Origin of the sequence: Micromonospora sp. WMMD736 (assembly GCF_049179015.1) — a bacterium.
In the GTDB taxonomy this organism is placed as follows: Bacteria; Actinomycetota; Actinomycetes; order Mycobacteriales; family Micromonosporaceae; genus Micromonospora.
Map to the genome: position 1 here is coordinate 1,866,936 of NZ_JBMHMI010000001.1, position 24,991 is coordinate 1,891,926.

Annotated in this window: 23 protein-coding genes; 5 read left to right on the plus strand and 18 right to left on the minus strand. The window is 70.7% G+C overall.

Annotation, left to right across the window (positions count from 1 at the left end; genetic code table 11):
- Positions 1–29 precede the first annotated feature (29 nt).
- The 8 genes from ACN269_RS07960 to eccD all read right to left on the minus strand — a co-directional run bounded on the left by ACN269_RS07960 (position 30) and on the right by eccD (position 7,048).
- A complete protein-coding gene (locus ACN269_RS07960; protein ID WP_421471816.1) occupies positions 30–362 on the minus strand; it encodes a hypothetical protein in 333 nt (110 codons plus the stop codon).
- Entirely contained in the window at positions 362–793 is a 432-nt protein-coding gene (locus ACN269_RS07965; RefSeq protein ID WP_421471817.1) for a YbaB/EbfC family nucleoid-associated protein, read from the minus strand. Before ACN269_RS07965 ends, ACN269_RS07960 begins: the two co-directional genes overlap by 1 nt.
- Before the next feature lie 16 nt (positions 794–809).
- Positions 810–2,936, minus strand: a complete 2,127-nt coding sequence (locus ACN269_RS07970) for a hypothetical protein (protein ID WP_421471818.1) — start codon at positions 2,934–2,936, stop codon at positions 810–812.
- A gap of 54 nt (positions 2,937–2,990) precedes the next feature.
- Positions 2,991–3,422, minus strand: a complete 432-nt coding sequence (locus ACN269_RS07975; RefSeq protein WP_421471819.1) for a hypothetical protein — start codon at positions 3,420–3,422, stop codon at positions 2,991–2,993.
- 120 nt (positions 3,423–3,542) lie between these two features.
- Positions 3,543–3,827 carry a WXG100 family type VII secretion target gene (locus ACN269_RS07980; RefSeq protein WP_421471820.1) on the minus strand — a complete coding sequence of 95 codons (285 nt, stop codon included), beginning with the start codon at positions 3,825–3,827 and terminating at the stop codon, positions 3,543–3,545.
- Between the two features lie 55 nt (positions 3,828–3,882).
- Complete coding sequence (locus ACN269_RS07985) at positions 3,883–4,209, minus strand: hypothetical protein (protein WP_421471821.1); 327 nt, start codon at positions 4,207–4,209, stop codon at positions 3,883–3,885.
- Between the two features lie 73 nt (positions 4,210–4,282).
- Positions 4,283–5,683, minus strand: coding sequence for a type VII secretion protein EccB (eccB, locus tag ACN269_RS07990; RefSeq protein WP_421471822.1), 1,401 nt, complete (start codon positions 5,681–5,683; stop codon positions 4,283–4,285).
- A 3-nt stretch (positions 5,684–5,686) separates the two neighbouring features.
- Entirely contained in the window at positions 5,687–7,048 is a 1,362-nt protein-coding gene (eccD, locus tag ACN269_RS07995; RefSeq protein ID WP_421471823.1) for a type VII secretion integral membrane protein EccD, read from the minus strand.
- A gap of 264 nt (positions 7,049–7,312) precedes the next feature.
- On the opposite strand from eccD, the gene eccCa reads away from it, so the two are divergent.
- Complete coding sequence (gene eccCa, locus ACN269_RS08000; RefSeq protein ID WP_421476223.1) at positions 7,313–11,254, plus strand: type VII secretion protein EccCa; 3,942 nt, start codon at positions 7,313–7,315, stop codon at positions 11,252–11,254.
- Between the two features lie 71 nt (positions 11,255–11,325).
- Here the strand turns inward: eccCa and ACN269_RS08005 are convergent, their stop codons facing one another.
- The 3 genes from ACN269_RS08005 to ACN269_RS08015 all read right to left on the minus strand — a co-directional run bounded on the left by ACN269_RS08005 (position 11,326) and on the right by ACN269_RS08015 (position 15,876).
- On the minus strand, positions 11,326–12,564 hold the full coding sequence (locus tag ACN269_RS08005) for a S8 family serine peptidase (RefSeq protein WP_421471824.1): 1,239 nt from the start codon (positions 12,562–12,564) through the stop codon (positions 11,326–11,328).
- Complete coding sequence (locus tag ACN269_RS08010; RefSeq protein WP_421471825.1) at positions 12,561–14,429, minus strand: S8 family serine peptidase; 1,869 nt, start codon at positions 14,427–14,429, stop codon at positions 12,561–12,563. Before ACN269_RS08010 ends, ACN269_RS08005 begins: the two co-directional genes overlap by 4 nt.
- A 154-nt stretch (positions 14,430–14,583) precedes the next feature.
- Positions 14,584–15,876: a LysM peptidoglycan-binding domain-containing protein gene (locus tag ACN269_RS08015; RefSeq protein WP_421471826.1), complete on the minus strand. Its 1,293-nt coding sequence runs from the start codon at positions 15,874–15,876 to the stop codon at positions 14,584–14,586.
- A 256-nt stretch (positions 15,877–16,132) separates the two neighbouring features.
- Between ACN269_RS08015 and ACN269_RS08020 the strand changes: the two genes are divergently transcribed.
- On the plus strand, positions 16,133–17,989 hold the full coding sequence (locus ACN269_RS08020; RefSeq protein ID WP_421471827.1) for an RICIN domain-containing protein: 1,857 nt from the start codon (positions 16,133–16,135) through the stop codon (positions 17,987–17,989).
- Positions 17,990–18,135: 146 nt separating this feature from the next.
- On the opposite strand, the gene ACN269_RS08025 is transcribed toward ACN269_RS08020, so the two are convergent.
- The gene (locus ACN269_RS08025) at positions 18,136–18,402 is read right to left on the minus strand and encodes a hypothetical protein (RefSeq protein ID WP_421471828.1); all 267 of its coding nucleotides are present in this window, start codon (positions 18,400–18,402) and stop codon (positions 18,136–18,138) included.
- Positions 18,403–18,622: 220 nt separating this feature from the next.
- Between ACN269_RS08025 and ACN269_RS08030 the strand changes: the two genes are divergently transcribed.
- The 3 genes from ACN269_RS08030 to ACN269_RS08040 all read left to right on the plus strand — a co-directional run bounded on the left by ACN269_RS08030 (position 18,623) and on the right by ACN269_RS08040 (position 20,199).
- Positions 18,623–19,393, plus strand: coding sequence for an oxygenase MpaB family protein (locus tag ACN269_RS08030; RefSeq protein WP_421471829.1), 771 nt, complete (start codon positions 18,623–18,625; stop codon positions 19,391–19,393).
- Between the two features lie 185 nt (positions 19,394–19,578).
- Positions 19,579–19,788: a hypothetical protein gene (locus ACN269_RS08035; RefSeq protein ID WP_421471830.1), complete on the plus strand. Its 210-nt coding sequence runs from the start codon at positions 19,579–19,581 to the stop codon at positions 19,786–19,788.
- A gap of 159 nt (positions 19,789–19,947) precedes the next feature.
- A complete protein-coding gene (locus ACN269_RS08040) occupies positions 19,948–20,199 on the plus strand; it encodes a potassium transporter TrkA (protein ID WP_421471831.1) in 252 nt (83 codons plus the stop codon).
- A 48-nt stretch (positions 20,200–20,247) separates the two neighbouring features.
- Here ACN269_RS08040 and ACN269_RS08045 read toward each other — a convergent pair whose 3' ends face one another.
- The 6 genes from ACN269_RS08045 to ACN269_RS08070 form a co-directional block, all read right to left on the minus strand.
- Positions 20,248–20,577 (minus strand): TraR/DksA family transcriptional regulator, encoded by a 330-nt coding sequence (locus ACN269_RS08045; RefSeq protein ID WP_421471832.1) that lies wholly within the window; start codon positions 20,575–20,577, stop codon positions 20,248–20,250.
- A gap of 332 nt (positions 20,578–20,909) precedes the next feature.
- Positions 20,910–21,137: a ferredoxin gene (locus ACN269_RS08050; protein ID WP_421471833.1), complete on the minus strand. Its 228-nt coding sequence runs from the start codon at positions 21,135–21,137 to the stop codon at positions 20,910–20,912.
- A complete protein-coding gene (locus ACN269_RS08055) occupies positions 21,134–22,363 on the minus strand; it encodes a cytochrome P450 (protein ID WP_421471834.1) in 1,230 nt (409 codons plus the stop codon). The genes ACN269_RS08050 and ACN269_RS08055 overlap by 4 nt, the downstream gene beginning before the upstream one ends.
- Before the next feature lie 178 nt (positions 22,364–22,541).
- Positions 22,542–23,354: an alpha/beta fold hydrolase gene (locus tag ACN269_RS08060; RefSeq protein ID WP_421471835.1), complete on the minus strand. Its 813-nt coding sequence runs from the start codon at positions 23,352–23,354 to the stop codon at positions 22,542–22,544.
- A 19-nt stretch (positions 23,355–23,373) separates the two neighbouring features.
- A complete protein-coding gene (locus tag ACN269_RS08065) occupies positions 23,374–23,943 on the minus strand; it encodes a DJ-1/PfpI family protein (RefSeq protein WP_355047859.1) in 570 nt (189 codons plus the stop codon).
- A gap of 88 nt (positions 23,944–24,031) precedes the next feature.
- Positions 24,032–24,976 (minus strand): GntR family transcriptional regulator, encoded by a 945-nt coding sequence (locus ACN269_RS08070; protein WP_421471836.1) that lies wholly within the window; start codon positions 24,974–24,976, stop codon positions 24,032–24,034.
- Positions 24,977–24,991 lie beyond the last annotated feature (15 nt).

Sequence of the window (24,991 nt, forward strand, 5' to 3'; positions counted from 1 at the left end):
AGCCCCGTCGCTGTTCCGTGGTTAGCCGCTCAGGTCCGATGTGGGACGTTCTTGGGGTCGACGCTGCTGGCCAGCTTCTGCGTCATGTCCTCCGCGTCCCGAAGAACCGTGTGCAGCTTGTCGACGCTCTTGGAGTCGACATCCGACAGCGCACCGAACGACTTCACCAGAACGCGCAGCAACTCGATCGGCCGCTCCATCTCCTTGACGACCTCGCGGTCCATGCTGCAGTGCTGCTCACCGGGGGGCCAGTTGGCCCGCAGGGCGTTCTCCAATTTCGCACCAGCCTGCTCGACCGTGGTTCTGGCGCCCTGCAGCTCCGTGCTCTTGATCAGATCTGGATCGGCACCGACCTTCGGCATCAGGACTCCTCTCGCCGGGTGCCGCTCGACGGCAGGTTCGAGAACATGCGATCAGCGGCACGCAGTGCCTGGGACATGATCTCGTCGAATTCGACCGAGCTGTTCAACAGGTCGAAGGCCGGCATACCCCCCGGCAGAAAGGAGTCGAGCAACTCCGTCGTACCGGCGCGTGCCTGCGTGCGTGCCGCCTCGATGGTCTCCACCAGCAGAGCACCCAACTCGGCGGGAGCCATCTTCCGGTAGGCCACGGTCGGGAAGTTGATTTCCACGACGTCGCCCTGACCGTCGACGGTGACGCTCACCGCGCGGTTCTTCGCGGTCAGCGTCGATGCCTTCTCGGCCAGCCGCCGCTCGAATTCGGCGATGGCGGTCTTCTGCTCCTCGAACTCGGCGTACGCCTGCTCGAACCGGTTGTTCAACGGACTGGACACAAGAACTCCCTTCAGTTCAGTAACCACGGCTCTGCCGGCTGGTGCCGCGGGACGGTGTGTACGGAGTGCCGGGCGTCTGCGGAACGCTGGGTCGGGTGGAGTCCACGCCCGGTCCGTCGAAGGTGTCGTCCCGGCCGATCACACCGACCAGCACATCTGGTTCGGTGCCCCAGACCTCTTCCTCTTCCGCCAGCCAGGTCTTCCGCTCGCGGTCCTTCTCCTCGCCGCCCCCGCCCATTCCGCCGCCGCCCATCGGACCCATCGGGCCCATCGGACCCGACGGCGACCCCATGGCGTACGGACTTCCGGCAGCCGGCACCGCCGCGCTACCCGTGCCGCTCGTCAGGGTCGACAGCGGCGCCGGGCCGAGTGGTCCGATCTGCATCGCACCCACACCCGCGGTGGCGCGCTCACCTGGCATCCCGCCGAAGGAGTCGCCACCGATCTCACCGGCCGTGCCGCCGAACATCCCCGGCAACGGCTTCCCACCCGGCAGATCGTCGGTGTCGATCGTGGTCGGCCCCTCGTCGAAGTCACCGGCGGGACCGCCGATCACACCGGAGCCGGGCTTGCTGTCGTTCGGCGACGGACGTCCGGCGCCACCCGTCGGCGACCCGATGGAACCCAGCCCACCACCGGTACCGAACCCACTGGGCGGCAACGCACCCACACCACCGGTGGATCCACCGATGCCCCCGAGGCCGGAGGCGGGAGGCAGACCAGGTGGTTCACCCAGTCCGAGACCATCGCCTGTGGAACCACCGGGCGCCCCCAGGTCAGGCAGCCCCGCACCGCCACCGGTTCCGGGCTGGAAGCCGTCACCGAGCCCCGGAATCTCGGACTCGAAACCGCTGGCGGGCGGCAGATCGCCGAGGTTGGGGGCCTCCGGCGCACCCGTGGTCTCCAGCCCCTCACCGGCACCCCCGATGTCCGGAACCTCACCGGCACCCCCGATGTCCGGAACCTCACCAGCGCCGCCGATATCGGGACCCTCACCAGCGCCGCCGATGTCCGGCCCCTTGGTGGCGCCTCCGATGTCCGCGGTACCGGGGCCACCAGCACCACCGAGATTCGGCGCACCACCCGGACCGCCCGCGCCACCTCCCGGAGCCGGGGACGGGGTCAGCATGTTCGCCACAGTCTCGTCGAGGCTGTTCCGGAGAGCGCCGTAGATGGTGCGCATGTTCTGGTCGAGCTCGTTCAGACTCCGCCGAAAGGAGGCGTGCATGTCCTCATTCAGGCGGGCCCACTCGAAATCGAAGGCCAGGTTGTACTGCCCACCTACGCCGTCGCCGACGTTGAGGGTGAACATCGCGTTGTCACCGGGACCGCTCACCTGGGCCTTGATCTGGTCCAACACCTGAGAGATGATCACATTCGGCTGGTGCTGCGGAGAGGACGCCCAGTGCGACCAGGCCTCTCGGGCCTGGTTCCAGAAATTCTGCGCGGCCTGCCCATTCTTGTGCAGCATCTCCGTCCAGTTCTGATTCGACTGGAGAGCATCGCGCAGGAGCTGCAATTCCTGCCGCACCTTCTCCACCGACTCGCGGTACGCGGTCGCCGCGGCGCCAGAGATCCCCGACTGGCCGCCGGCCAGGTCGTTCGCCTCGCGCTGCAGATCGCCGATCGCGTGCTCCAGCCACGTCTCCGCGTTGTACATGGTCTCCGCCGCCGTGTGGAACGACTGCGGGTCCAACGGCAACGGGGTGACGGGGGTGAAGATGGTGTCCCGCGACCGGTTCCAGAACTCCTTGTAGAAGCGCTCGTGCAGCGACTCGCCCTGCCCCCCGACGAACCAGTCGACGCGAGCCCGGACAGTCAGGTACCAATAGTCTGTCTTGTACTTCCCACCGGACGTCTCCCCGACCCGCCGGAAGAAGTAGAACTCGTTGTTCTTCTGCGACTGCTTACTGTCCATGTCCGGAATGTCGTTGATAGAGATCTTGATTTCGGACAGGCTGATCCACGGAGCGTTGAGGAACTGGTTGCGGTCGACCGCCGGCATTCCCAGGATCTGTAGCAGCCCATCTTCCCACTTGATACCGTCCAGGCCGGACGCCGGCGTCGGCTGCGTCATCGATACTCCTAAGTCAACACAACATCGAGGCTGGACCGGTTCTCCGGCTACCGAGTGGGGCCACACGGCAAGCCGACGCCTGCGGAAACATCGGTTCAGCAGGGTCCCGAGAGGTCCCGGTCAGCTCGGCTTGGTGGTGTTCGTGCTGGTGTTCGGGCTGGCGCTCGTGGTGGTGGTGTTCGTGTTCGGGTGCGTGGTGGTGTTCGGCAGACCAACCGTGTTCGCGGTGTTGACGTTCTTGTACTCCGCGTCCTCGCCCAGCAGCAGGTTGGCGGTCAGCGCCCGACTGAGCCTGCCGAACGTGCCCTCGTGGGTGGAGAGAAGCGTGTCGACGGCGGTGCCGATGTCCCGCAACTTCGCCTTGAAGTTGACGCCGGTGGGAAACGCGTCGCCACCGGCAGCGACCGTCAGGCTGTTGAACGGAAGACCGTGCGGGTGGCCGGGGTCGACCGGGTTGAAGCCCGTACGGACGGAGTTGATCTGGCTCCGCAGCAGGTTGATGTCGTTTCTTGCCTTCTCAAGCCGCTGCTCGTCATGACGAATGGTGGGCACGAAGGACTCCTTTCAGGAAGAAGAGGACGACGACGTACGTCGGAGAAGTGCTCCTCCGACCTCGGGGGTCCGGAAGGGACGGCACCGAGCAGTGCCCGAGCCACCCCTTCCGGACACGCCTCACTGGTAGAGACCCGCGCCCTGTTGGTCCGCCTGCCGCATGGTCGCCGCGATGTCCAGCAGCGCCTTGCTCGCGTGGGCGCCAGCCGCAGTGATCTCACTGTGCTTGCTGCCCCACTGAAGCTGCGCCGCCGTGTACGCCTCGACCGTGGCACCGTGGTTCGCCGCCTGGTAGATCTTCATCGCGTTCTCCAGGGCGGCGTACGCCTGCTCGAGGTTCTGCGGCACCTTCGCGATCTGGGCCGCAGTGGCCTCCATGTGTTCGGGAGTACCGGTGTAACTCATCTCTGTTCCTTTCCCGTTCGGAGCGTTGGGGTCGCTGGCAGGGCTCGCGCAGATGTCAGGAGGCCCAGCTACCCAGGCCGGCACCCACCGACTGGGCGGAGCTCATGTTCGTGTCCTCGGCGCTGGTGGTGATCTTTCCGGTGACACCCACCTTCTGCTCGATCTCGTTGCGCGTGTTCTCGAGCCAGGTGGTCGCGTCATTCAGGGTGGTCAACCCGTTGTTGTACGCCTTGGCGGACTGACCGGTGTAGTCCCCGGCGAGATCGGACTTGGCGTTCTCGATCGCGGTCCGCGCGGTCATCAGAGCACTGCCCATCTCGGCGAGCGAGTTGCCCAGCCGCTCCCGAGTACCGTCGTCTACGCTGATCCCAGGCTGCGTCACCGTGGTTCTTCCTTTCCTGTTCGGTAGAGAAACGGCTCCGGCGGAGCCGTCCAAACGTCAGGGCTACCGGCCGTCACCGTCCCGGCACGGCCGACTCGAGCAGCGGACCGGTCGGCAGCAGCTCCAGCAGTCGGCGGGGCACCGGTCGGGCTCCCGTCGCGGGGTACCCGAGTTGCCCCGCCACCTGGGCGGAGGCCAGCGGATACTTCACACCGACATCGGCGACCAGGTAGAAGCCGGAACCGACGGCCTGGTCCTGCCGGCCGGCCAGCACCAGCCCACCCAGCCCGGAACCGACGGTGATCCGGGCGGCGGTCAGCGACGTACGGGTCACACCGGCGCTGTCGGACACCGCGGCCGAGGCGGGAGCCGGCTGTCCGGCCGTCACCTCGACCCGACCGTCCGCCATCGTGTGCCGCACACACCAGGTGCCGTCGGTCGGCAGCGCCGGCAACCGGGGCGGAGACTCCGGCACCCCGGCCGGAAGCACCGCCCGGGCGGAGACCGACAGCCGGGCCAACGCCGCCGGGCTCAACTCCGCGGGCGTCACCGCCCGCCCCCCGTACAGCTTGGTGGTCGCCTCGTCGGCCGCGACGATGGTGTACGCGAGTTGGTTCAGCTCGGCCAGTCCGTCGCTGAGCAGCAGGTACCGCCGCTCATGGGTGCCGGCGCCCCGGGCCACGAACAGCTCGCCGATCCGGGCCTGTCGACCGTCGATCACCGGGCCCGGCGCGCCTCGCCGGGCCACCGGCACCGGGGTCAGGTCCGGCCCGACCGGTATCAGATCCAGCCAACTCGGCTCGACCGGGACGGCGCTCTTGTCGTAGCCGAACAGCCGGGCCAGCCACGGCTGCGTCACCCGCAGCCGACGGCCCTGCCAGATGAGGAAGGTCTGCCCGCCGGCAGTGGCGACGGCCGCCTCCCGCGCGCCGAGCGCAGGAGTGCCGACACCCGCCGCACCGTCGATGGTCAGCGTGGTCCCGGTGGACAGGGCCCCGGCCTGGTCCCGCAGGGCGAGCGCGCAGACCGTCCACACCTGGTCGGCCACCTTGCCCGAGGCCGGCAGGGCATCCGGTGCGCCGACGATGCCGACCGGCTGACCGTGCGGCACGCCCTTCAGGGAGTTGCGGGAGACCGCGACGACCCCCGGCTCCCCACCGAAGAGCAACCGGGTCGACGCGTGGTTGAGCACCGGATGCAGCGCGCCGCCCGCGTAGACGTAGCGGGTGCCGGTCTCCTTCTCCAGAACCAGGACACCTGGGGTACGCCACTTGGTGGCCCCGCCGGGGACGAAGTAGCCGTAGACGGCGAACCCGACGATCACCAGGGCCGAGACCAGCAGGCCACAGATCGTTCCGACGGTCATCCGGCGGTGCGGATTTTCCAGTCCGTCCGGTTCGGCCGCGACCAGCGCACCGGACAACCGTCCGAGCACGTACGACTGTGCCTGGACCTGATCACGACGAGCCTGCATGGCTCAGCCCGCCAGCGCTCGGGCCACGCCGTACACGCCCAGCACGGCGAGCAGGACGGGCAGCATGGCGACGGTCGAGAGCAACTGCGTGATGTCGCCGGCACGTCCCCAGTACGGCATGATCCGGCGATTCGGCAGCTTGCTGGCGATCGCGAACAGCCCAAGCCCGGCCATCGGCAGCGCACCGGCGACCAACGCGAGCCGCCACAGCGGTGCCGCGTCGGCGAGCGTGAGCAGCGCCATCAGTGCCAGCCCGAGCACGCCGGGTACGGCCAGCGCCAGCCGGTGCCAGGCGCTGGTCATCGGACGCAACGCCAGCAGCCGGACCAGCGCGACCAGTCCGGCGAGCGTCCACGACGCCCACCCGTCCGCCAGTACCAGCAGGAGCATCGCGATCGTGGTGGCGAACCCGTTCCCCAGGTAGAGACCGGTCATGAAGCGGTCGGCCCGGGCCGTCTGCACGAGCAGCACGTCGCTCGGTTCCGGGTCGATCTCCTCCTGCAGATGCTCCGGCTCGGTGGGCAGCGGGGCGAGTCGGATCCGGGCGAGCCGAAAGGCGATCAACGGAACCGGCACGGTCAGCACGGTCGCGAGCGCCACGACGACGCCAGGCGCGCTAGCGGCGGGCAGGTCGAGGAACGCGGCCAGTCCCGCGCCGACGGTGGCGTAGAGAGCCGCGCTGAAGACCGCGACGACGAGCGGGCCGGCCCAGCCGATGAGGATCCCGACGAGCAGCGCCACCGCCCCCGCGGCGACCGCGCCCGCGAAGAGGTTCGCCGTGCCGAACCCGAGCGCCGCGTCGTCCTGGGCGGCGTCCGGTGCGATCAGGCCAGCCAGGAATGCGAACGCGATGCCACCCAGCGCCGCGACCAGGCCGAAGCCACGGTCGCCCGCGGCCCGGGTGGCGCTGAACGCTCCGCCCAGGCAGATCAGCGTCATCAGACCGGCGGCGACCGCCCGGGTCGGCGGTGGGCCGGGTAGCGCCACGACGACGAGCCCGAGCAGCAGGACGAGCACCAGCACGCCCAGCGCGGACCAGCGGATCATCTCCGGACGCCAGAGTCCGGAGCGGTCCCGCACCCCCGTGGCCAGGCCGTCGGCGAGGTCGTCGAAGTGCACCGGCGGAATCTGGTCGGAGCGTGGTCGTAGGTGGACGTGATCGCCGTCGTGCAGCCCGAGGGACGCGACGCTGTCCTCCTCGGCCAGGGGTGGTTCGCCGAGCCGTTGCAGCACCCATCCCCCGTGGGCCAGCCCCGCGTCGGCCAACCCGTCTCCCAGGTGGGTCAGCAGCACGGGCAGCAGGTCGGCGACCGGCACGTCGGCGGGTACGGCGACCTCCAGCCGCCGTTGCGGCCCGTGGACCACAAGGCGACACATTTCGGAGGCAGCAGCAGTCATGCCATCCACGACGTGATCGCCGCCCGGAGGGTTCAAAAAAAGAACCGAACGAAATTCGCCTCGCCCCGGTGCCGCGTTGACCCGATCGCAGGCGGCGTCCGTCGTAGTGGTCGGACTCGGCCCCGCCACCTCGGCGCCGGTCCAGGAGGCGGGTGTTCTCCCGCAGAACGGAAGGCTGTCCCTGTGAGTACGCTGCTGTTCCGACGTCCGGCGCGCCGTGTCGGACCGGAGATGCCGTCCGGCGAGATCACTCTGCAAGAGCCGCCGGAGCTACCCGAGACGCAGAGCAACGGCATGCGCCACGCGCTGATGGTGCTGCCGATGGCGTTGATGTCCGGCGTGATGATGCTGATGTACATCACCATGTCCCGCGGGCCGCTCACCTTCGTGATGCTGGGCCTGATGGTGGTGGCCATGGTCGGCATGCTGCTCGGCCAGGTCCTGGCCGGCGGCATGGAGCGCAAGAGGCGGCTGGGCGGCGACCGTCGGGAGTACCTGCGCTACCTGGCCCAGAACCGCAAGCGGGTCCGCAAGGACGTGGCCCGTCAGCGCGAGGCCAGCGACTGGCAGCACCCCGATCCGCACTCGCTCTGGTCACTGGTGATGACCACCCGACGGTGGGAGCGTCGCCCCACCCACCCGGACTTCCTGGAACTGCGGGTCGGCACCGGCGAGCAACGGCTGGCGATGCGGATCACTCCGATGCAGACCAAACCGATCGAGGACCTGGAACCGTTGTCGGCGAAGTCGCTTCGCCGGTTCATCCGCGCGTACACCACCCTGGCAGACCAGCCCATCGCGCTCTTCCTGCGCGGATTCGGCCAGGTACGCATCGCCGGCGAGCAGCAGGAGCGACGGGCGTTCGTCCGCGCGCTGCTGAGCCAGGTGGTCACGTTCCATGCTCCGGAGGAGGTCCGGCTGGCCCTCTGCGTAGCCGACGACGGCGTGGCCGCCTGGGAGTGGGCCAAGTGGTTGCCCCACCTGCAGCACCACACCGAGCAGGACGCCGCCGGACCGGTCCGCGTCGTGGGTGACAGCGCCGACGCGGTGGAGCGACTCCTCGGCGAGTCGTTCGCCGCGCGGCCCCGGTGGGAGTCGGGCGCCGCCCCGAGCCGCGACGAGCCGTTCGTGGTGGTGATCCGCGACGGTGGCCGACTCGCGAACAACAGCCGGTTCGCGACCGCCGGTTACCGCAACGCGGTCCTGGTCGACCTGGACGACCCGGCCCCGTCCGTTGGCAAGGGCTCGATCTGCCTCGCGGTGGAGGGTGACGACCTGCTGATGGTCCGGCGGGACCGGGTCGGGAACGAGGTACGCACCCGGCTGGCCCGGCCGGACCGGCTGAGTGTGGCCCGGTCAACGGCGATCGCCCGGCTGCTGTCGCCGTACCGGATCGGTGTCGTCACCGAGACCGCGGCGGACACCCTCGCCTCCGACTTCGACCTCGGCGCGATGCTGAACATCCCGGACGTCAAGCGTCTGGATCTGGCGAAGCTGTGGGCGCCCCGGTCGATCTCGGACCGGTTGCGGGTGCCGATCGGCATCGACGCCGCCGGCCACTCGGTCGAGCTGGACATCAAGGAGTCGGCGCTGGGCGGCATGGGCCCGCACGGGATGCTGATCGGTGCGACCGGTTCGGGCAAGAGCGAGCTGCTGCGCACCCTGGTGCTGGCACTGGCGGCAACCCACTCCTCCGAGACGTTGAACTTCGTCCTGGTCGACTTCAAGGGTGGTGCCACCTTCCTCGGCCTGGATCAACTCCCGCACACCTCGGCGGTCATCACCAACCTCGCCGACGAGGCCGCGCTGGTCGGTCGGATGCAGGACGCGATCCACGGTGAGCTGGTCCGCCGGCAGGAGCTGCTGCGGCAAGCCGGCGGGTTCAGCTCGGTGCTCGACTACGAACGTGCGCGGGCCCAGGGGGCGTCGCTCGACCCGCTGCCCACGCTCTTCGTCGTGGTCGACGAGTTCAGTGAGCTGCTCGCGACGCACCGCGACTTCATGGATCTGTTCGTGATGATCGGTCGGCTCGGCCGGTCGCTCGCGGTGCATCTCCTGCTGGCCAGCCAACGCGTCGACGACGGTCGGATCGGTCAACTCGAGTCACACCTGTCGTACCGGATCGGTCTGCGGACCTTCTCCGCCATGGAGTCCCGCTCGGTGATCGGTGTGCCAGATGCGTACGAGTTGCCCCCGGTGCCGGGCAGCGGCTACCTCCGCACCGACGTGTCGACGCTGATCCGCTTCAAGGCCGGGTACGTCTCCGGCGCCTACAAGGAGGCCGTCACCCGGGTGCGGCAGGAGGTTCTACAGCAACAGGTCGTGCCGTATCGGTTGGAGCCGGTGACGGCAGTCGAGGTCGACGCCACCCCGGAGGCGACCGAGGAGCACGAGGGCGCCGACGCCCTGGCCGGCCTCTCCGCCATGGAGACGGCGCAGGAACGCAGCGTGCTCTCCATGGTGGTGTCCCAGCTCGTCGACAACGGGCCACCGGCGCACCAGGTCTGGTTGCCGCCGCTGAGCGACTCACCGACGCTCGACCAGCTGTTGCCGACGTTGGCGCCCGATGCGGATCTCGGTCTCACCGCCCTGGACTGGCCCGGCAACGGCCGGTTGATCGCACCGGTGGGCTTCATCGACAAACCCTTCGAGCAGCTACGCGACCTGCTGGTGGTCAACCTGGCCGGCATCGGTGGGCACGTCGGCATCGCGGGCGGACCGCGCAGCGGTAAGAGCACCCTGCTGCGTACGCTGATCAGTGCCCTCGCGCTCACCCACAGCCCCCGCGAGGTCCAGTTCTACTGCCTCGACTTCGGTGGCGGCACGCTCAGCGCGTTGGCCGAGCTGCCGCACGTGGGCAGCGTCGCCGGTCGGCTCGACACCGAGCGGGTGAACCGCACGATCGCCGAGCTCACCGGCCTGGTCAGCGAGCGGGAACGGCGCTTCGCAGAGCTGGGCGTGGACAGCATGGAGACCTATCGGCAGTGGCGTGCCGAGGGCCGGATCACCGACGACCCGTTGGGTGACGTGTTCCTCGTCGTGGACGGCTGGTTCACCCTGCGGCAGGAGTTCGAGCAGCTGGAGATGGCGGTTCGGCAGTTCACCGCGCAGGGTCTGAACTACGGATTCCACCTGCTGCTGACCGCGTCCCGCTGGTCCGAGGTGCACCACGCGATGCGCGACCAGGTCGGCACCCGGTTGGAGCTGCGCCTCGGCGACCCGGTCGACTCGACCGTCGACCTGCGCATGGCGGCCACCGTGCCGCAGCTACCCGGCCGTGGTCTCACTGCGGACAAGCTGCACTTCCTCGCGGCGCTGCCGCGAATCGACGGCAAGGCGGACCCGGACAGCCTCACCGACGGGGTACGCACGCTGGTCGGCATGGTCAGCGAGTTCTGGACGGGCGACTCGGCCCCGCCGGTGCGTACCCTGCCTACGCTCCTGCCGGCCGAATCGTTGCCGGCGCCGCACGGAGACCTGAAGGTGACGCTGGGTCTGGACGAGACCACGATGCAGCCGGCCTGGCACGACTTCGCCGAGCTGCCGCACCTGACCTCCCTCGGCGACAGCCAGAGCGGCAAGACCAACCTGCTACGCCACCTGGCCCGGGCGGTGATGAGCCGGTACACCCCGGCGGAGGCTCGGATCCTGATCGTCGACTACCGGCGGCAGCTCTTCGAGTCGGTGTCCGAGGAGTACCGGTTGGGCTACTCCGTCTCCGCCGACTCGACCAAGGCGACGGTGGCCGACGCGGTGGCTGGTCTGGCACCCCGGATGCCGGGTAGCGACGTCACCCCGGAGCAGTTGCGCCGCCGGGACTGGTGGAGCGGGCCGCGGCTGTTCGTGTTGGTCGACGACTACGACCTGCTCTCCGGGCACGAGAGTCCGCTGCTGCCGCTGCTGCCGTACCTGTCCCAGGGGGCGGACATCGGTTTCCACCTGGTGCTCACCCGCGGCGCGTCGAACGTCATCCGCATGTCGATGGATCCGCTGATCCGGCGGTTGCAGGAGACGAACAGTCCGGACCTGGCGCTGTCCTGCCCCCCGAACGAGGGCCCGCTGCTCGGCAACACCAAGGCGCGGCATCTTCCGCCGGGGCGTGCGTTGCTCTGCACCCGACGTGGTGCCCGCCTGATCCAGACACCGTGGATCCCGCCACAGGAACAGCCGTGACGTCCTGAGCCCAGTCGGCGCGGTGCCCGCCGGATCCGGCGGGCACCGCGCTTGACCTCAGGACACCCGCGTCAGGCGCGCCAGCGGCGGCGGCGACCCCAACGGACGGTCACCATCGACAGGTGCACGAGCCCGGCCAGCCCGATCACCGCGCCAGCGACCGCGGCGGCGATCACCAGCCGCACATCGATCGGGGGTACGGCCGGCAGCACCGGGAGGACCGGTGCCTGGGTGGGCAGGGTCGCCTCACTCAGCTCCACAGCGGTCATCGCCTTGTACAGGTCGAGGGTGCCGTACCCGACCGGGGCCACGGGCCAGGTGCCGAGCGGGTGCTCGGCCGCCAACTCCAGCCGGTGCCGGACCTGCGCCTGGGTCAGGTTCGGAAAGTAGGCGCGCACCAGCGCCGCCGCGCCGGCCGCGTATGCCGCCGCCACCGCTGGCCCGTTCACCGAATAGTGGCCTGGACCCCTCGGCGCGAGGCTCACCGCGCCGGCTCCCGGCGCGAGCAGATCGACGCCCGCCGACGGCGGGGCCACTTCGGTCGGTACGCCCTTGAGGTCGAACCCACCCACCGCGAGGACGTCCGGGTCAGCGGCCGGATACCAGGGTGCGGGGCCTGCGGTGCCGCTCGCCTTCTCCCCGGAGATGGCGGCGACCACGACGATGTCCCGGCTGATCGCCTGCCGTACCGCGCTGCGCAGACCCGGAGTCGGGGTGTCGGTGCCGAAGCCGATCAGGATGACGTCCGCCTTCGCCGCCGTCGCAGCCCGGATGCCGGCGGCCAGCGCATCGTCGGTCACCTCGCCCTTGCCGGTCGCCACCCGCACCGGCAGGATCGTCGCGCCGGGGGCGACCCCGACGAAGCCGCTGCCGGTGATCGGTCGCGCCGCCACGATTCCCGCCAGCGCGGTACCCCGACCGAGGCAGTCCCGGTCACCGGCGCCGGGCTGCGTGACGTCGGTGCCGCTGCGGACCGCGCCCTTGAGCCCGGTAGCCGCGGCGCTCACCCCGCTGTCGATCACCGCCACCAGGACACCGTTGCCCTGGGTCAGCGGCCAGACCGCCGAGGGCTGCATCCGCCGCACCGCCCATGGTGGGGACTCGGCCACCGTCGGCGACTCACCCACACAACCCTTCGTCACCGTGGGCAGCGCGGGTGGCTCGTCCGCCTTCGCGCCGACGACGGCCTGTTCCCCGACCGGCGCGGCGACCGCGGCCTGCGCCGGGACCGGCAGCGCCGGGGCGGTGGTACCGGAGAGTAGTGCCGCGGCGACGAGTGCGCGCGGCAGCACCCGGCAGGGCCGGATCACCCGCGTGCGGCCGGGCCGGTCGCGGTCGACCCGGGGGTGACCGGGTCAGCTGCGCCGGCCTGCGGGTCAGCTGCGCCGGTCTGCGGGTCAGCTGCGCCGGTCTGCGGGTCAGCTGCGCCGGTCTGCGGGTCAGCTGCGCCGGTCTGCGGGTCACTTGCGGCCGACAGGTTCACGTCGGTGACACCGTCGTCGCCGACGGTCTGCCCTGCCGGGGCGGGTAGCCCTTCCACCCGGAACACGCCCCGAACGCCGTCCGAACCATCGGGGGCCCGGCCCACCGGCCCCGCTGGCGTGTTGCCCGAACCGGTGGGGCGAGCCGTGGCCGTCGCGCCGTCGCCGGCAGCGGTGAGCGGCGCGGACGGACGTCGCAACAGCAACGCCGCCCCGGAGAGACCTGCCGTGACCAGCACCGCGAGGCTGAGGAGACGTCCCGTGGGCAGACCACCGGAGTCGCCTGGTGCGGGCTTCACCTCCGTGGCGAGCGCCGTGGTGACCGCGGCGTTCGCGTTGACCATGCCCCAGCCGGTGACCGGGTCGGGGTCGGGACGTCCGGCGTACTCGGCGGTCGCCTTGATCCGCTTGACGACCTGCGACGCGCTCAGGTCGGGGTGGGCGGAGCGGACCAGAGCCGCGGCGCCCGCCACGAAGGCGACCGCGTACTGCGAGCCGCTGCCCGTACGCATCCCCGCGCCGTTGGCCCCGATCGCGCCCACGTCGATCCCCGGCGCGGCCACATCCACCCCGGCCGGCTGGTATTTCGCCGCTGGCTGACCCTCGGCACCGAATCCGCCGACGCGCAGCAGGCTCTCCAGGCCGCTGGGCCCACTCGGCGGCGTCGAGCCGTCGGTGGCCGCCGGGGCGATGAGCACCACGTCGTGCTGGGCCGCCTGCGTGATCGCCTCCAGCACTGCCGCGTCGGCGACGTCCACGAAGGTGCCGAGTGCGATCACCCGGGCACCGGCGGAGACCGCGACCTGAATCGCGGTAGCGGCGTCGGCCGCTTTCGACTGAGGGCTCTCCCCCACCACCCGCAGCGGCAGGATCGTCGCCTCCGGCGCGATGCCCACCACCGGAGTGCCCCGGGTAGCGCTGCGCCCCCCGCTCTTCGGCGCGCGGGCGCCGATGATGCTCGCCATCGCGGTGCCCGAGCCGAGGCAGTCGATGTCACCGCGACCGCTACCCGCCGGGATGTCCGCCCCCACCGCGACGCGCCCGTCCAGTTCCACGGTGGCGGCGTCCACGCCCGAGTCGACCACCGCGACCAACACGCCGCCGCCGCGGGTCCGTTCCCAAGCCTGGTCGGGGGTCATCCGCTCCTGGGCCCACCCGGCGTCTGCTCGTGGCGGCAGGGGGTTCGCGCACGGTCCGGAGGTCGCGGTCCCGCCGCGCGGCGGCGCTGGCGGCGGCGGGGGTGGCGTTCCCGGGCCGGTGCCGCCGGGCGGTGCCGCCGTGGGGAGCTGGCCAACGCGTACGCCGTCCCCGACCGCGTCCCAGGGCAGGATCAGCGACCAGCCGACCCGCAGCTGCTTCGACATGGTCAGCGACTGACCGTCAGATTGTGGACGGCCGACGTTGAGCCGGTAGATCTCCTCGGTCCGGCTGGCGGTGCCGAGCAGCCGACCAGCGATCTCGGCCAGGGATTCCGGCCCGTTCTGACCGGCGACGACCACGTAGTACTTGGTCAGCGCGGTGTGCGGCGCCGTCCCGCCGGTCGCGGACGGGGTAGGTGTCGGCGACACCGCGGCGGCCATCGTGACGGACGCCGGCACCGCCACGCCCTCATCCGCTCCGGTCGACTGCCCCAACGCAGCCACCAGGGTCACGCAGCCGAACAGGCTGGACCAGGCCCGTACCTTCGCCGTCACAGACGGTCTCCTTCGCCTCGCGGTGTCTTCGCAAGACGACGCTGTGGGTCACACCGCAGAGTCGCCCTCCCCGACGACGCGGCGCTGGTGCCGTTGGTTCAAATTCCGCCTCGAACGAGCCGTCGCCGACGATCACGCGTCGGGGGCGGCCTTGTCAGGGCTTCGGCTCGGTGACCCGGACCGACCAGCGGGTGCGCACCATCTCGCCGACCAGCACCGGAATCACCCGGTGATTGGTCCGGGCCGCAAGCTCCCGCGCGCTGGTCAGCGCCGTGCCGCTCAGCGCCGGGCTGATGATGATGCTCGGCTGGGGCAACATCGCGATGTCACGCTGTGTGGTCGGAAAGGTGTCCACCCGCCGCCACCCGCGCGGCAGGTCGACACCGAGCACGTCGCCGACGACGGTCACCGCCAACAGGGTGACCTGTAGCCGTTCAGCCAACGCCCGGGCCTGCCGACGCGCCGCTGAAGGGGTGCCGGTGACGGTGAAGACGTCAGGCGCGGCGGCGAAGTCGACGACGAACTGCCGGCCGTCCACCTGGCCGAGGACCACCGGCATCATCGCGTCCGCGAGGTGTTCGTCACCGAGCCACCCGCATGGCACCTCGGCGGCGAGGCCCGGAGCGGCGCCCATCAGCCGCACGTCGAGCAGGTCCGCCGGGTTACCGGCCAACGGCTCGAGGACGATGGCGGCCCGCCCGGACTTCCAGATCTCCGCTGCTGGCGCGGTGGGAGCGCCGGGTGCGGTGTCAGGCTGCTCGGACGCGGTGTCGACCGGCGCAGCGGTCGTGACGGCCGGCGGCTCAGGCAGCACGGTCGTGACCTTCGGTGCACGCCGGTCGGCCGACGACGCCGCAGGCTTGGGTGTCGCGGACCGGGGGTCCCGGAGCACCCGCCACAGCACCACCGCGATCAGGAACGCCACCATCAACCCGGCGATGCCGACGAGGTACGAGGTCAGGTTCGTGTCGTCGGCGCGGGAACTGCTCGCCGCAGCGGCCGACGCGGTCGCCGACGGCAGCGGAAGTGGGCCGACCTGCACACCCGGGCCGCGGGCGTCGGCCGGCAGTTCGAGCACCCAACCGGGCTGCAATGCCGCCAGCGGGTCGGTGAGGCGACGGTTGTCCGCCTGGAGACGTCCCTGGTTGAGTTCGAAGATCTCCCTGTACCGGTTGCCGTCACCGAGCGTCCTGACCGCGATCTGGTACAGGTAGTCGCGCTGACCGCCCTGCGGCGGACCGACCTGGTAGTACCGGGAGCTACCCGGGCTCGGCACGACACCGGCCGTGGCGGCGGGGACCTCGGCAGACCCGGCCCCTGCCGGGCTCGGCGGCGGCGCGGCCAGCGCCACCGTCGCCCCGGGCAGTGGCCCTAGCAACGCGACGCCGCCGAACAGCAGCATCAGGCCGGCACGCAGCCAGCCAAGGCTGGCAGGCGTCGAGGGCACCCGTGCGCTTTCGTGCCGACCCCGCCGGTTCCCGACCTGCCTGCCCACCGCGCACCATCCCTCGCCGAACGCCCACCCGCCGGAACGGCCAAGACCGTACGCGATCGGTCCCGGCCCGGCGAACCGCGTCACCACCCGACCCACGACCGGATCGGTCCGCAAGCAATTCGACGTGTCGCTGAACCAGCAGGCCCCGCGAGCCGTCGTGCTCCCGGAGACTGCACGCCCGCAGGGAGGAACAACCAGGATGCGATCGATGCCCGGCGACGGTAGCGAGTCGAAGCTGCGCAGGCTGCTCGCCGGGGCGCCACTGCGCGCCCGGTCAGGCGCTGCCCCGCCCTCGGCGGCCACGGGCCGGACACAAGGCCGGCTGGCCTGGCTCAACGCGCCGGGTCGGCGGATCGCCGTCGCCACCGTGCTGCTCTCCGTCTCCGCCGCGTCCGGGGTGGCGGCCGTCGCCGGATTCGGCTTCGGTGACGACGAGCTCACCGGGCGGTCCGTCCCGGCGAGCCAGGTCCAGGCGATCTCCACAGCCGCGCTCGCCTGCCCGACGCTCACCCCGGCCCGCCTCGCCGGGCAGTTGATGGCCGAGTCCGGCTTCGACCCGGCCGCCGACTCCGACCGGGGAGGCAAGGGCGTCGCCGGTCTGAGCGACGCCGTGTGGACCGACTGGAAGCCCGGTGCCGAGGCGCGGCGGGAGGACCCGACCGCGAACATCACTGCCCTCGCGCACTACATGTGTGACCTCGCCGGCCAGGTCCGGAAGCACACGGCGAAGGGCGAGCAGTGGCAGCTGGCGCTGGCCGCCTACCACCTGGGGGTGCCGGCGGTTCGCGGCGCGGACGGGATGCCGGACGATGCCGAGGAGTACGTCGGCACCGTGTCCGGCTACGCCGCCTGGTACGCCCGCCAACCGCAGTTCCGCCGCAACGGCAACCAGTCGCCGGGGCCGGTCGGAGGTGTCGCACCGACCGCCGGTACGCCGGCGATCGCGGTGCCGGACGCGTACCTGCAGTCGATCCTGGACGCCGGCAAGACGTGTGCGCAGGTGCCCGCGACGCGCATCGCCGCCCAGCTGATGGCCTCCTCGGCGTTCAACGCGAACCTGTTCGGCGCGAACGGTACGCAGGGCATCGCCCAGTTCAACCCCGAGGTGTGGGCGCAGTACGCACCGAACGCCGCGACCACCTCGCCGTGGTACCCGCAGCAGGCCATCAGCGCGCTCAGCGCCGTGATGTGCCGTCTGATCAAGGAGTTGGACCAGGTGGGCGAGGGCGACCCGTTCCACAAGGCGCTCGCCGCGTTCCAGTGGGGACCCGAGGCGGTGCAGCGCGCCGGCGGCGTGCCGGACTCGCCCGCGGTACGCGACTTCATCGCGTTGAACGAGGCGTACCTCGCCGAGTACCAGCGCGACGCGCGGCTGCCGGGCCCTCGACCCACCACTGCCCCGTCGCGTACGCCGGGCGGGCCGGGCACCGACGCTCCGTCGAGCCTCTCACCCGCGCAGATCCTGGCTCAGGGTGGCACGGTCCACGGCGGCGGCACGACTGCCGGTGGTGGGACGACCGGTGGTGGGACGACCGGTGGTGGGACGACCGGTGGCGGCACCAGCACCGGTGGTGGCACCAGCACGGGTGGCGGGACCACCAGCGGTGGTGGCACGCAGCCGACCAAGGCCCCGACGAAGGCGCCGACCAGCAGCCCGCCGACGCAGAGCGCGAGGGCGACGACCGGTGCGGTGCAGATCTACAGCCACGACAGCGGCAAGTGCCTCGACGTGACCGACGGCGCGTACACGAGCAACCCGCAGCTGCAGATCTGGGAGTGCAACGGCGGCCCGAACCAGGCGTGGACGGCCTACAGCGACGGTACGCTGCGCGCGTTCGGTCGGTGCATGACCGTGTCGGGGGGCTCGACCGCGAGTGGTGCCAAGATCCTGTTGAGCACCTGCAACGGCAGCGCCTCGCAGAAGATCGCGTTGAACACGGCGCACGACATCGTCAACAAGAACGCCGACAAGTGCATCGACGTGAAGGACCACAGCACCGCCAACGGCGCGCGTATCCAGCTGTGGACGTGCATGGGCACCGACAACCAGAAGTGGAGCCGATAGGGCGCCCCCGCCCCCGCCCGCGCCGATCTTGCACTTTCGGTTGGCGGGTGCGTGGAATGCCCCCGACGTCGGGACAGTAGGTGCACGGTCGCGCCCGGCGCGTCGGACATTGAACAGCCCACCGCAGCAGTACTGCGGTGGGCTGTTCACGACGTGACCCGGGTGGGCGACTGGATCAGCCGTTGAGCAGGTTGAACCTCTCCCAGGTGGCCCTTCTCGCTCCATGCCATCGCGCCGGTCCGCCCGTTGCCGAGCGTGCGGCCGTGCAGCGGGTTGCTGTTCGACCGGTTGTAGACGACGTCGTGCTTCGCGAGGTAGCTGGTTGCACACCGGCGCGTCGTTCCGCCTCTTGTCCGGGTACGACGACGAAGCCCGAAAGGATCCGGTTCACCGCGATTCGCGGTGACCGGCACCGGTTCACGCGCGCCCGTGGCGCGCGGGCGGTATCGGCCGGGCACGCGGCGGCTGAACAGCAGGCCTACATCGCGTGACGAGCGACGTTGATTGACGACGATCGTTCGGCTGCGCGCGCCGCAGGCCCCCTGGGCTGTGATTCTTCCGACAGGCGGTCAACGTGAACCATTCCTGTCCGCACCGCGTCGAGGGGGCGTCAGCTTCCCTTTGGAGGATCAGATGCGCAGCCAGTCGCCGTCCATGTTGTCGAACCCCCGTGAGCCGGTCACCGCCGCCGACCGGTCCGGAGCATCCGTCATCAAGGAGTTCAACTCGGCACGGATGCCGGTCCTGGTCGGGATCTGGGCATCGACCATGACGCTCTTCGCGTACGCGCCGGTGGCCGCCTCGATCGCCAGAGCGGTCCGCGAGGACCGCCGCGCCAACGCGGTCGAGGAGCTGCTCGAATTGACCATGGTTGGCGTCTTCGGCACCGACGAGCAGTGGGTGCGACTGGCGCGGGCCGCGGAGCCGTCGCGGAGGTTCGGGTGGGGGAAGCCGCGCGACACCACGACGTTCCAGCAGCACGACCCGCTGCATTCGACCGCCGTCTACACCATCGTCGTGTACAGCCTGATGCGGGTACAGGAGCTGTTCTACCGTCGGCTCAACGAGCGCGAGCGGGAGGCCTACTACGGCGATGCGGCGGAGGGGATCGGGAGGGTGCTCGCCCCGCGCGGCCGGGTCCCGCAGACCTTCGACGAGCTCCGGTTCCACTACAACTCGATTATCGAGCGGCACCTGACCGTCGACCGCCGGTTCATCGAGCTGTACGAGCAGGCTCGGGTACAACTGCTCACCGGTACACCGATCCGGGACCTCACCGCTCCGGCCGTACGCGCGCTTCCGCCGAGCATCCTGGACGTGCTCCGGCTGACCGACGTGTCGCGCGACCCACACTCCGATATCCGCGACCTGCGTGACCTCCTGCCCATTTCCGAGGCACGGTGATCCACCGGCGACCGGTACAGCGCCGGGCCGCCCGCGCTCGTCGCACCCTTGGCGGCCGCCGGTCGACACGGACGTGAAGCGTCGGGCCCGGCGCGCAGCGGCGGCCGCCATCGTTGCTGACGGGACCGGCGAGGTCACCCGACGCGAAGGTGGTCGGCCCTCCGGGCGACGGCTATGGTGTGGGCATGTACGGCAGACGCGGCCCTGGGCGGGTCGGCGAGCGGACGCCGCAGTCGACGTTGCTGCTGCTTGCCGTGCTCGTACTGGTACTCTCGGCCACCCGGTCGATCGGGTTGTGCATCGTGTTCCGTTCCGCACGACGAGCGACCCCCGGTTGTGTGCCCGCCTGGTCGGCGGATCGCGCTCCCCCGTGCCACGCGCTGGGCCTCGCCTGATCCACCCACCCGGGCGCGCGCTGACCCGTGGCGCGTCGATTCGCCGCCATGACCGGCCGTGCCGTCACTGCGCTACCGCACTTCGCCTGGCCACGCTCACCGGCGTGCGCTCGTCGCCGAGCCGCCAGCGGAGGCGCCACCCTGCCCGCTGGAGCCCTCATGATTGTCGAACTGACCCCGCTGCCCGGTATCGGGGTGCGCCGCATGTTCACCACCGCCGACGGTCGGCGGGTGGGCGTGGTCACGCACCACCCGGGCGGTCGGCGGGATCTCGTCTACGAGTCCCCCGACGACCCCGACGCCACCTGCTCGCTGACCCTGACCCGCTCCGAGGCGGTGACCCTCGCCGGACTCCTGGGCATCCTCGACGTCCTGGACATCGTCACCGTGACGGAGCCGTCTCCCGCCTGACGGTCGGTGGCTGCCGTGCCCACCATGGCACGGCAGCCACACCGCCGGTCAGCCGTTCTGCTTCGCCTGGCAGGCCACGCAGAACTGCGCGTGCGGAAGGATCTCGAGCCGCTCGGCCGGAATGTTCTGGTGGCACGTCGCGCAGGCCCCGTAGGTGCCGGCGCTGATGCGGCTCAGCGCACCGGTGATCTGCTCGATGTTGCGCCGGGTGGCCACCAGCAGCGCGGCCCGGTGGTGGGCCTCGCTCGGGTCGCCGGTGTCCGCGTTGAGCTCGGTCAGCTCCCGCAACCGAGCCGTCTGCGTGGCGAAGTCTTCCGCCAGGGAGGCCCGCAGATCGGCCAGCCAACGCTGGTCGACAGCTTGATGATCGACGCTCATGGTCCTACCTCTACTTTCGAAGGGAAAAACAAAAAGGGCCGAAGCTGGATAGCTTCGCCCTGGCGGTCGTTCGGTGATGCAACGATTCCGCGGGGGGCCTCGGCCGGGTCGCGCCGGGCTCATCAGCCACGACAGGGGCGCGGTGCGCGGCACGCGGACTACCGGCACCCGCATCCCGACCAGCCGGCACGCCGCAGTCGCCACGTGGGCAGCCCCGATCGCCGCCACACCGGTGACGGCAGGAGAGCGGAACGTGATCGGGGACATGCCTCCACCATAGGCGGCGACCGCGACGATGCCAACGCCGAACTCACGCCCCGCGTGGGAACGATTCACTCCTCCGGCGCGATCAGCCGGTCGTCGGCGACGTCGCGGACGATGATCGCCTCTACCGGGCACGAGTTGGCGGCGTCGAGGACGACCTCGGCCGGGGAGACGACGTCGGCCAACGGCGCGGAGAGCCCGTCGACCAGGCGGAAGTGCTCGGGCGCGGTGCCGGCGCAGATGCTCGTGCCGATGCAACGGCCCGGGTCCACCCCGATCCGCCAGGCCGTGCTCACCAGGCCACCGGCATGCTGAGCAGGCCCCGGACCAGCATGCCGCGCTTCCACGGCAGCTCCGCCTCCGGTACGGCGAGCCGCAGTCCGGGCAGCCGGGTGACGAGGGTGGCGACGGCGACCTGCAACTCCATGCGGGCCAACTGCGCGCCGACGCAGTGGTGTACGCCGTGTCCGAAGCCCAGGTGTGGTTTCTGCTCGCGATCGAAGTCCAGCCGGTCCGGGTCTGCGAAGACGGTGCCGTCCCGATTCGCCGACGACAGAGAGCCGAGAACCGGCTCACCGGCCCGGACCAGCACCCCGCCGACCTCGACGTCCTCCTTGGCGTACCGGGCGAAGGAGGAACCGACGCCGAGCGGCACGTACCGCAGCAGTTCCTCGATTGCGGCCGGCACCAGCGTCGGATCGGCCCGCAACCGGGCGAGCTGGTCCGGATTGTGCAGCAGCACGTACACGAAGTTGGGGATCTGGGTAACCGTCGTCTCGTGGCCGGCCGCGAGCAGTCCCGCGGCCAGCTCGACCAGCTCGGTCTCGGTGAGCCGATCCTGATTCTCGTCGCGGGCCCGCACCAACGCGCCGAGCAGGTCGTCGATTCCCGGCTCGCGGCGACGCTCGGCGACCAGGCCACCGATGTAGCCCCAGAGATTGTTCAGGTACTCCTGGATCGTCTCCTGCGGCAGTGAGGTGGTCGAGACGATCGCCTCGGACCAGAGGTGGAAACGGTCGCGGTCGGCGTACGGGACCCCGAGCAGCTCACAGATCACCTGGATCGGCAGCGGTGTGGCGACGTGCTCCACCAGGTCGGCCGGCGGACCGACCCGGAGCATGTCGTCGACGAGCGTGTCCGCGATCTCCTGGGTGCGGGGGCGCAGCGCTTCCACCCGACGTGCCGTGAACGCCTTCGCCACCAGCCGGCGCAGCCGGGTGTGGTCCGGCGGATCCATGGTCAGCATGCCGCTGTACTGCTGGCGCGGGGTGAGCCTGGGCTCGTCACGTTCGACGGCTGGGGCTCGGCCGAACCGCACGTCGCCGAGGACCGTACGGACGTCCTCGTACCGGGTGGCGAGCCACGCCTCCTCCCCGTAGGGCAGCTGCACCCGGGTCATCGGCTCGTGCTCGCGCAACTCACCGTAGGTCGGGTCGACGACGAGGCGGTCCGGCACACTGAACGGATACGACCGCGCGGGCGGAACGGTTCGGCTCCCGGTGGTCTGCGCGCTCTCGGTCATCCGGATTCCCTTCGTCCAGACGGCGTGATCCTCAGGCCGGCACCACGTTCGTAGCGGCGGTGATCGCCCACGAACAGCACATGTCAACGCACGGTGATGTCCCGACATCGGATCGTAGCGATCGTCATCGATGATCGCCATGGAGCTCCGTGCGGTGCGCTGACGGGCGGACGGTGCCTCAGTCGGCGCGGAGGAAGCCCGACAGCAGCTGCCCGAACTCGCGCGGGTGCTCGATCGCCGGCACGTGTCCGCATCGGCCGAACACGTGCAGACGGACGTCGGCCAGGTGTTCGAGCAGGGGTCGGGTGGCTGCCTCGAGCGGGGTGACGCGGTCCTGGGCACCGTGTACGAGCAGCACGGGCGCGCGGATCGTCGCCAGCGTCTGCGCGGTGAGGGTGAGGTCGTCGACCCATCGTGCCCTCGGTGCGGGGAACAACGACTCGTACGCGCAGGCACCGTCGCGCATCGCCGCCGCACGGGCCTCGACGGCCGCGTCGGTCACGAGAGCCTGGTCGAGCAGGAGGCGGCTCAGCATGTCCCGTGCCCCGAGCGAACCGGCGGGGGCGGCCCAGACGGCGTCGAGATCGGCGGACAGCGGCGCCCCGGGAGCGCCCATCGTCGAGACCGCCACGACACGGGTCACCCGCTGGGGGCGTGCCGCCGCCAGTGCCAGCGCCACGGCGCCGCCCATGGAGTGACCCACCACGGCATAGGACCCGATGCCGAGAGCATCCATCAGACCCGCGGCCTGCTCGGTCCAGAGCCGAAGTCCGCCCCGCGAGCCGGCCGGCACGGGCGTACGGCCGAACCCCGCCTGGTCCGGAGCCACCAGGCGCCAGGACGTGCCCAGCGTCTGCGCCGTCGACGCCCAGGCTCCGGACCCGGTGGTGCCGGGTCCGGAGCCGTGCAGCAGCAACACCGCCGGCCCGGCCCCGCTGTCCAGAACGTGGACGGGTGAGCCGTCGACCGTGACGGTCCGAAGTGCTGTCACCGGGGCAGGCCAGGTGCGCTCACGCCGATGCGGAGCTGACGGACTTCGAGAAGACCTCCATCATCGCCCGACCGAACTGCGGCATGTCGGGCCATCCCCGGCAGGAGACGAGGTTGCCGTCCACGACGTCGGGCGCGTCGATGACGGTCGCGCCCGCGTTCTCCATGTCACCGGTGATGGGCGGGAAGCACGCCGTCTTGCGACCCTTCAGGAGCCCGTACACCGCCGGCACCTGCGCGCCGTGGCACACCAGGGCGATGGGAAGGTTGCGCGCGAAGAAGTGCTCGGTGATGCGCCGGACGTCGGCGTCGACCCGGATCCACTCGGGGGCGCGGCCGCCGGGGATGATGAGGGCGTCGTAGCGCTCTACGTCGACCTCGGCCCAGGGCACGTCGACCGGCAGCTTGCGCCCGTTCTTCTCCACGTAGGCGTCGGAGTTGGGGTCGAACTCGTGGATGACCAACTGCACGTCACGCAGCGTCCGTGACGAGACGTCGACGTCCCAGCCGCCCTCCTGCACGCGGTAGTAGGGATACATGGTGTCGAGTTCCTCGGCGGCGTCGCCGGTCAGGAGCAGCGCTCTGGGCACCTGCTTCTCCTCGCGTCTGGTGGCGGGTGGTGGAGATCCAATCCGATCCGATCCGGTGGCGATAGCATTCCTCGACCCAGCCCGCCCGTCAAGCCTCTACCGCCATCGGGTCCGCGTCCTTGACCTCGTCGAACAATCGTCGGAAACGGTCGCCGGAACGCAGGATGTGCCGACGCATCGCGTAGGCGGCGGCGTCGGGGTCACGCGCGGCGATCGCGGCCACGACGTCCTCGTGCTCGGCCATGGCCAGGTGGGTGACCTGGGCGTCGTGGTGCAGCCGGAAGAGGTGCACGTGGCTGTGCAGGCGGGCGAGCGCCTCCCGGATCACCTGGTTCTCCGCGCTCAGGGCGACCAGGTCGTGGAACGCGGCGTCGCGGAGCCCGAAGGCGCCGTAGGCCGCGGGACCCGTGCCCCCTTCCAGCTCCGCCATCTCCTCCAGCATCCGGCGCAGTCCGGCCACCTGTTCGACCGAGGCGCGTTCGGCGGACCTGCGCGCCGCCGCGGGCTCGAGCAGCAGGCGGACCTCCAGCATGTCCTCGAACCGGTGCCGGGTTATCTGGGGAGGAATGCGGTAGCCGGCGTGGGGCACCCGCACCACCAGCCCTTCGGCCTCCATGCGGTTCAGGGCGTCGCGGATCGGCGTCTGGGACACGCCCAGCTCTCGCGCCAGCACGTCGATCGTGACGCGGGAGCCGGGCTCGATCCGTAGCGACATCAGCTGTCCGAGCAGCGTGTCGTACACCTCGTCGGCGAGCCGGCCGCCCGATCTTCCCACCGGCGTTCCTCCCGTCACGGCCTTGCGGCCCCGCGCGATCATCGCTTCGTCGTCCATCGTGACGTGAGGTCCCTTCTTGCGCCTTTGCGACCTGTTGACATCAGTCACAGCGCTGCGGCATGCTGACGCCCCCACCAGATCGTATAGGAAATACGGCGGATGATCTTCATCCTCCACCTCCCGGCGCAGCTTTGACGTCGGCCCCACGACGGCCCGACGCCACGCCACACAACCCAGCAACCGCTCGGCGAACGACATAGCGAGGCCTAGAAG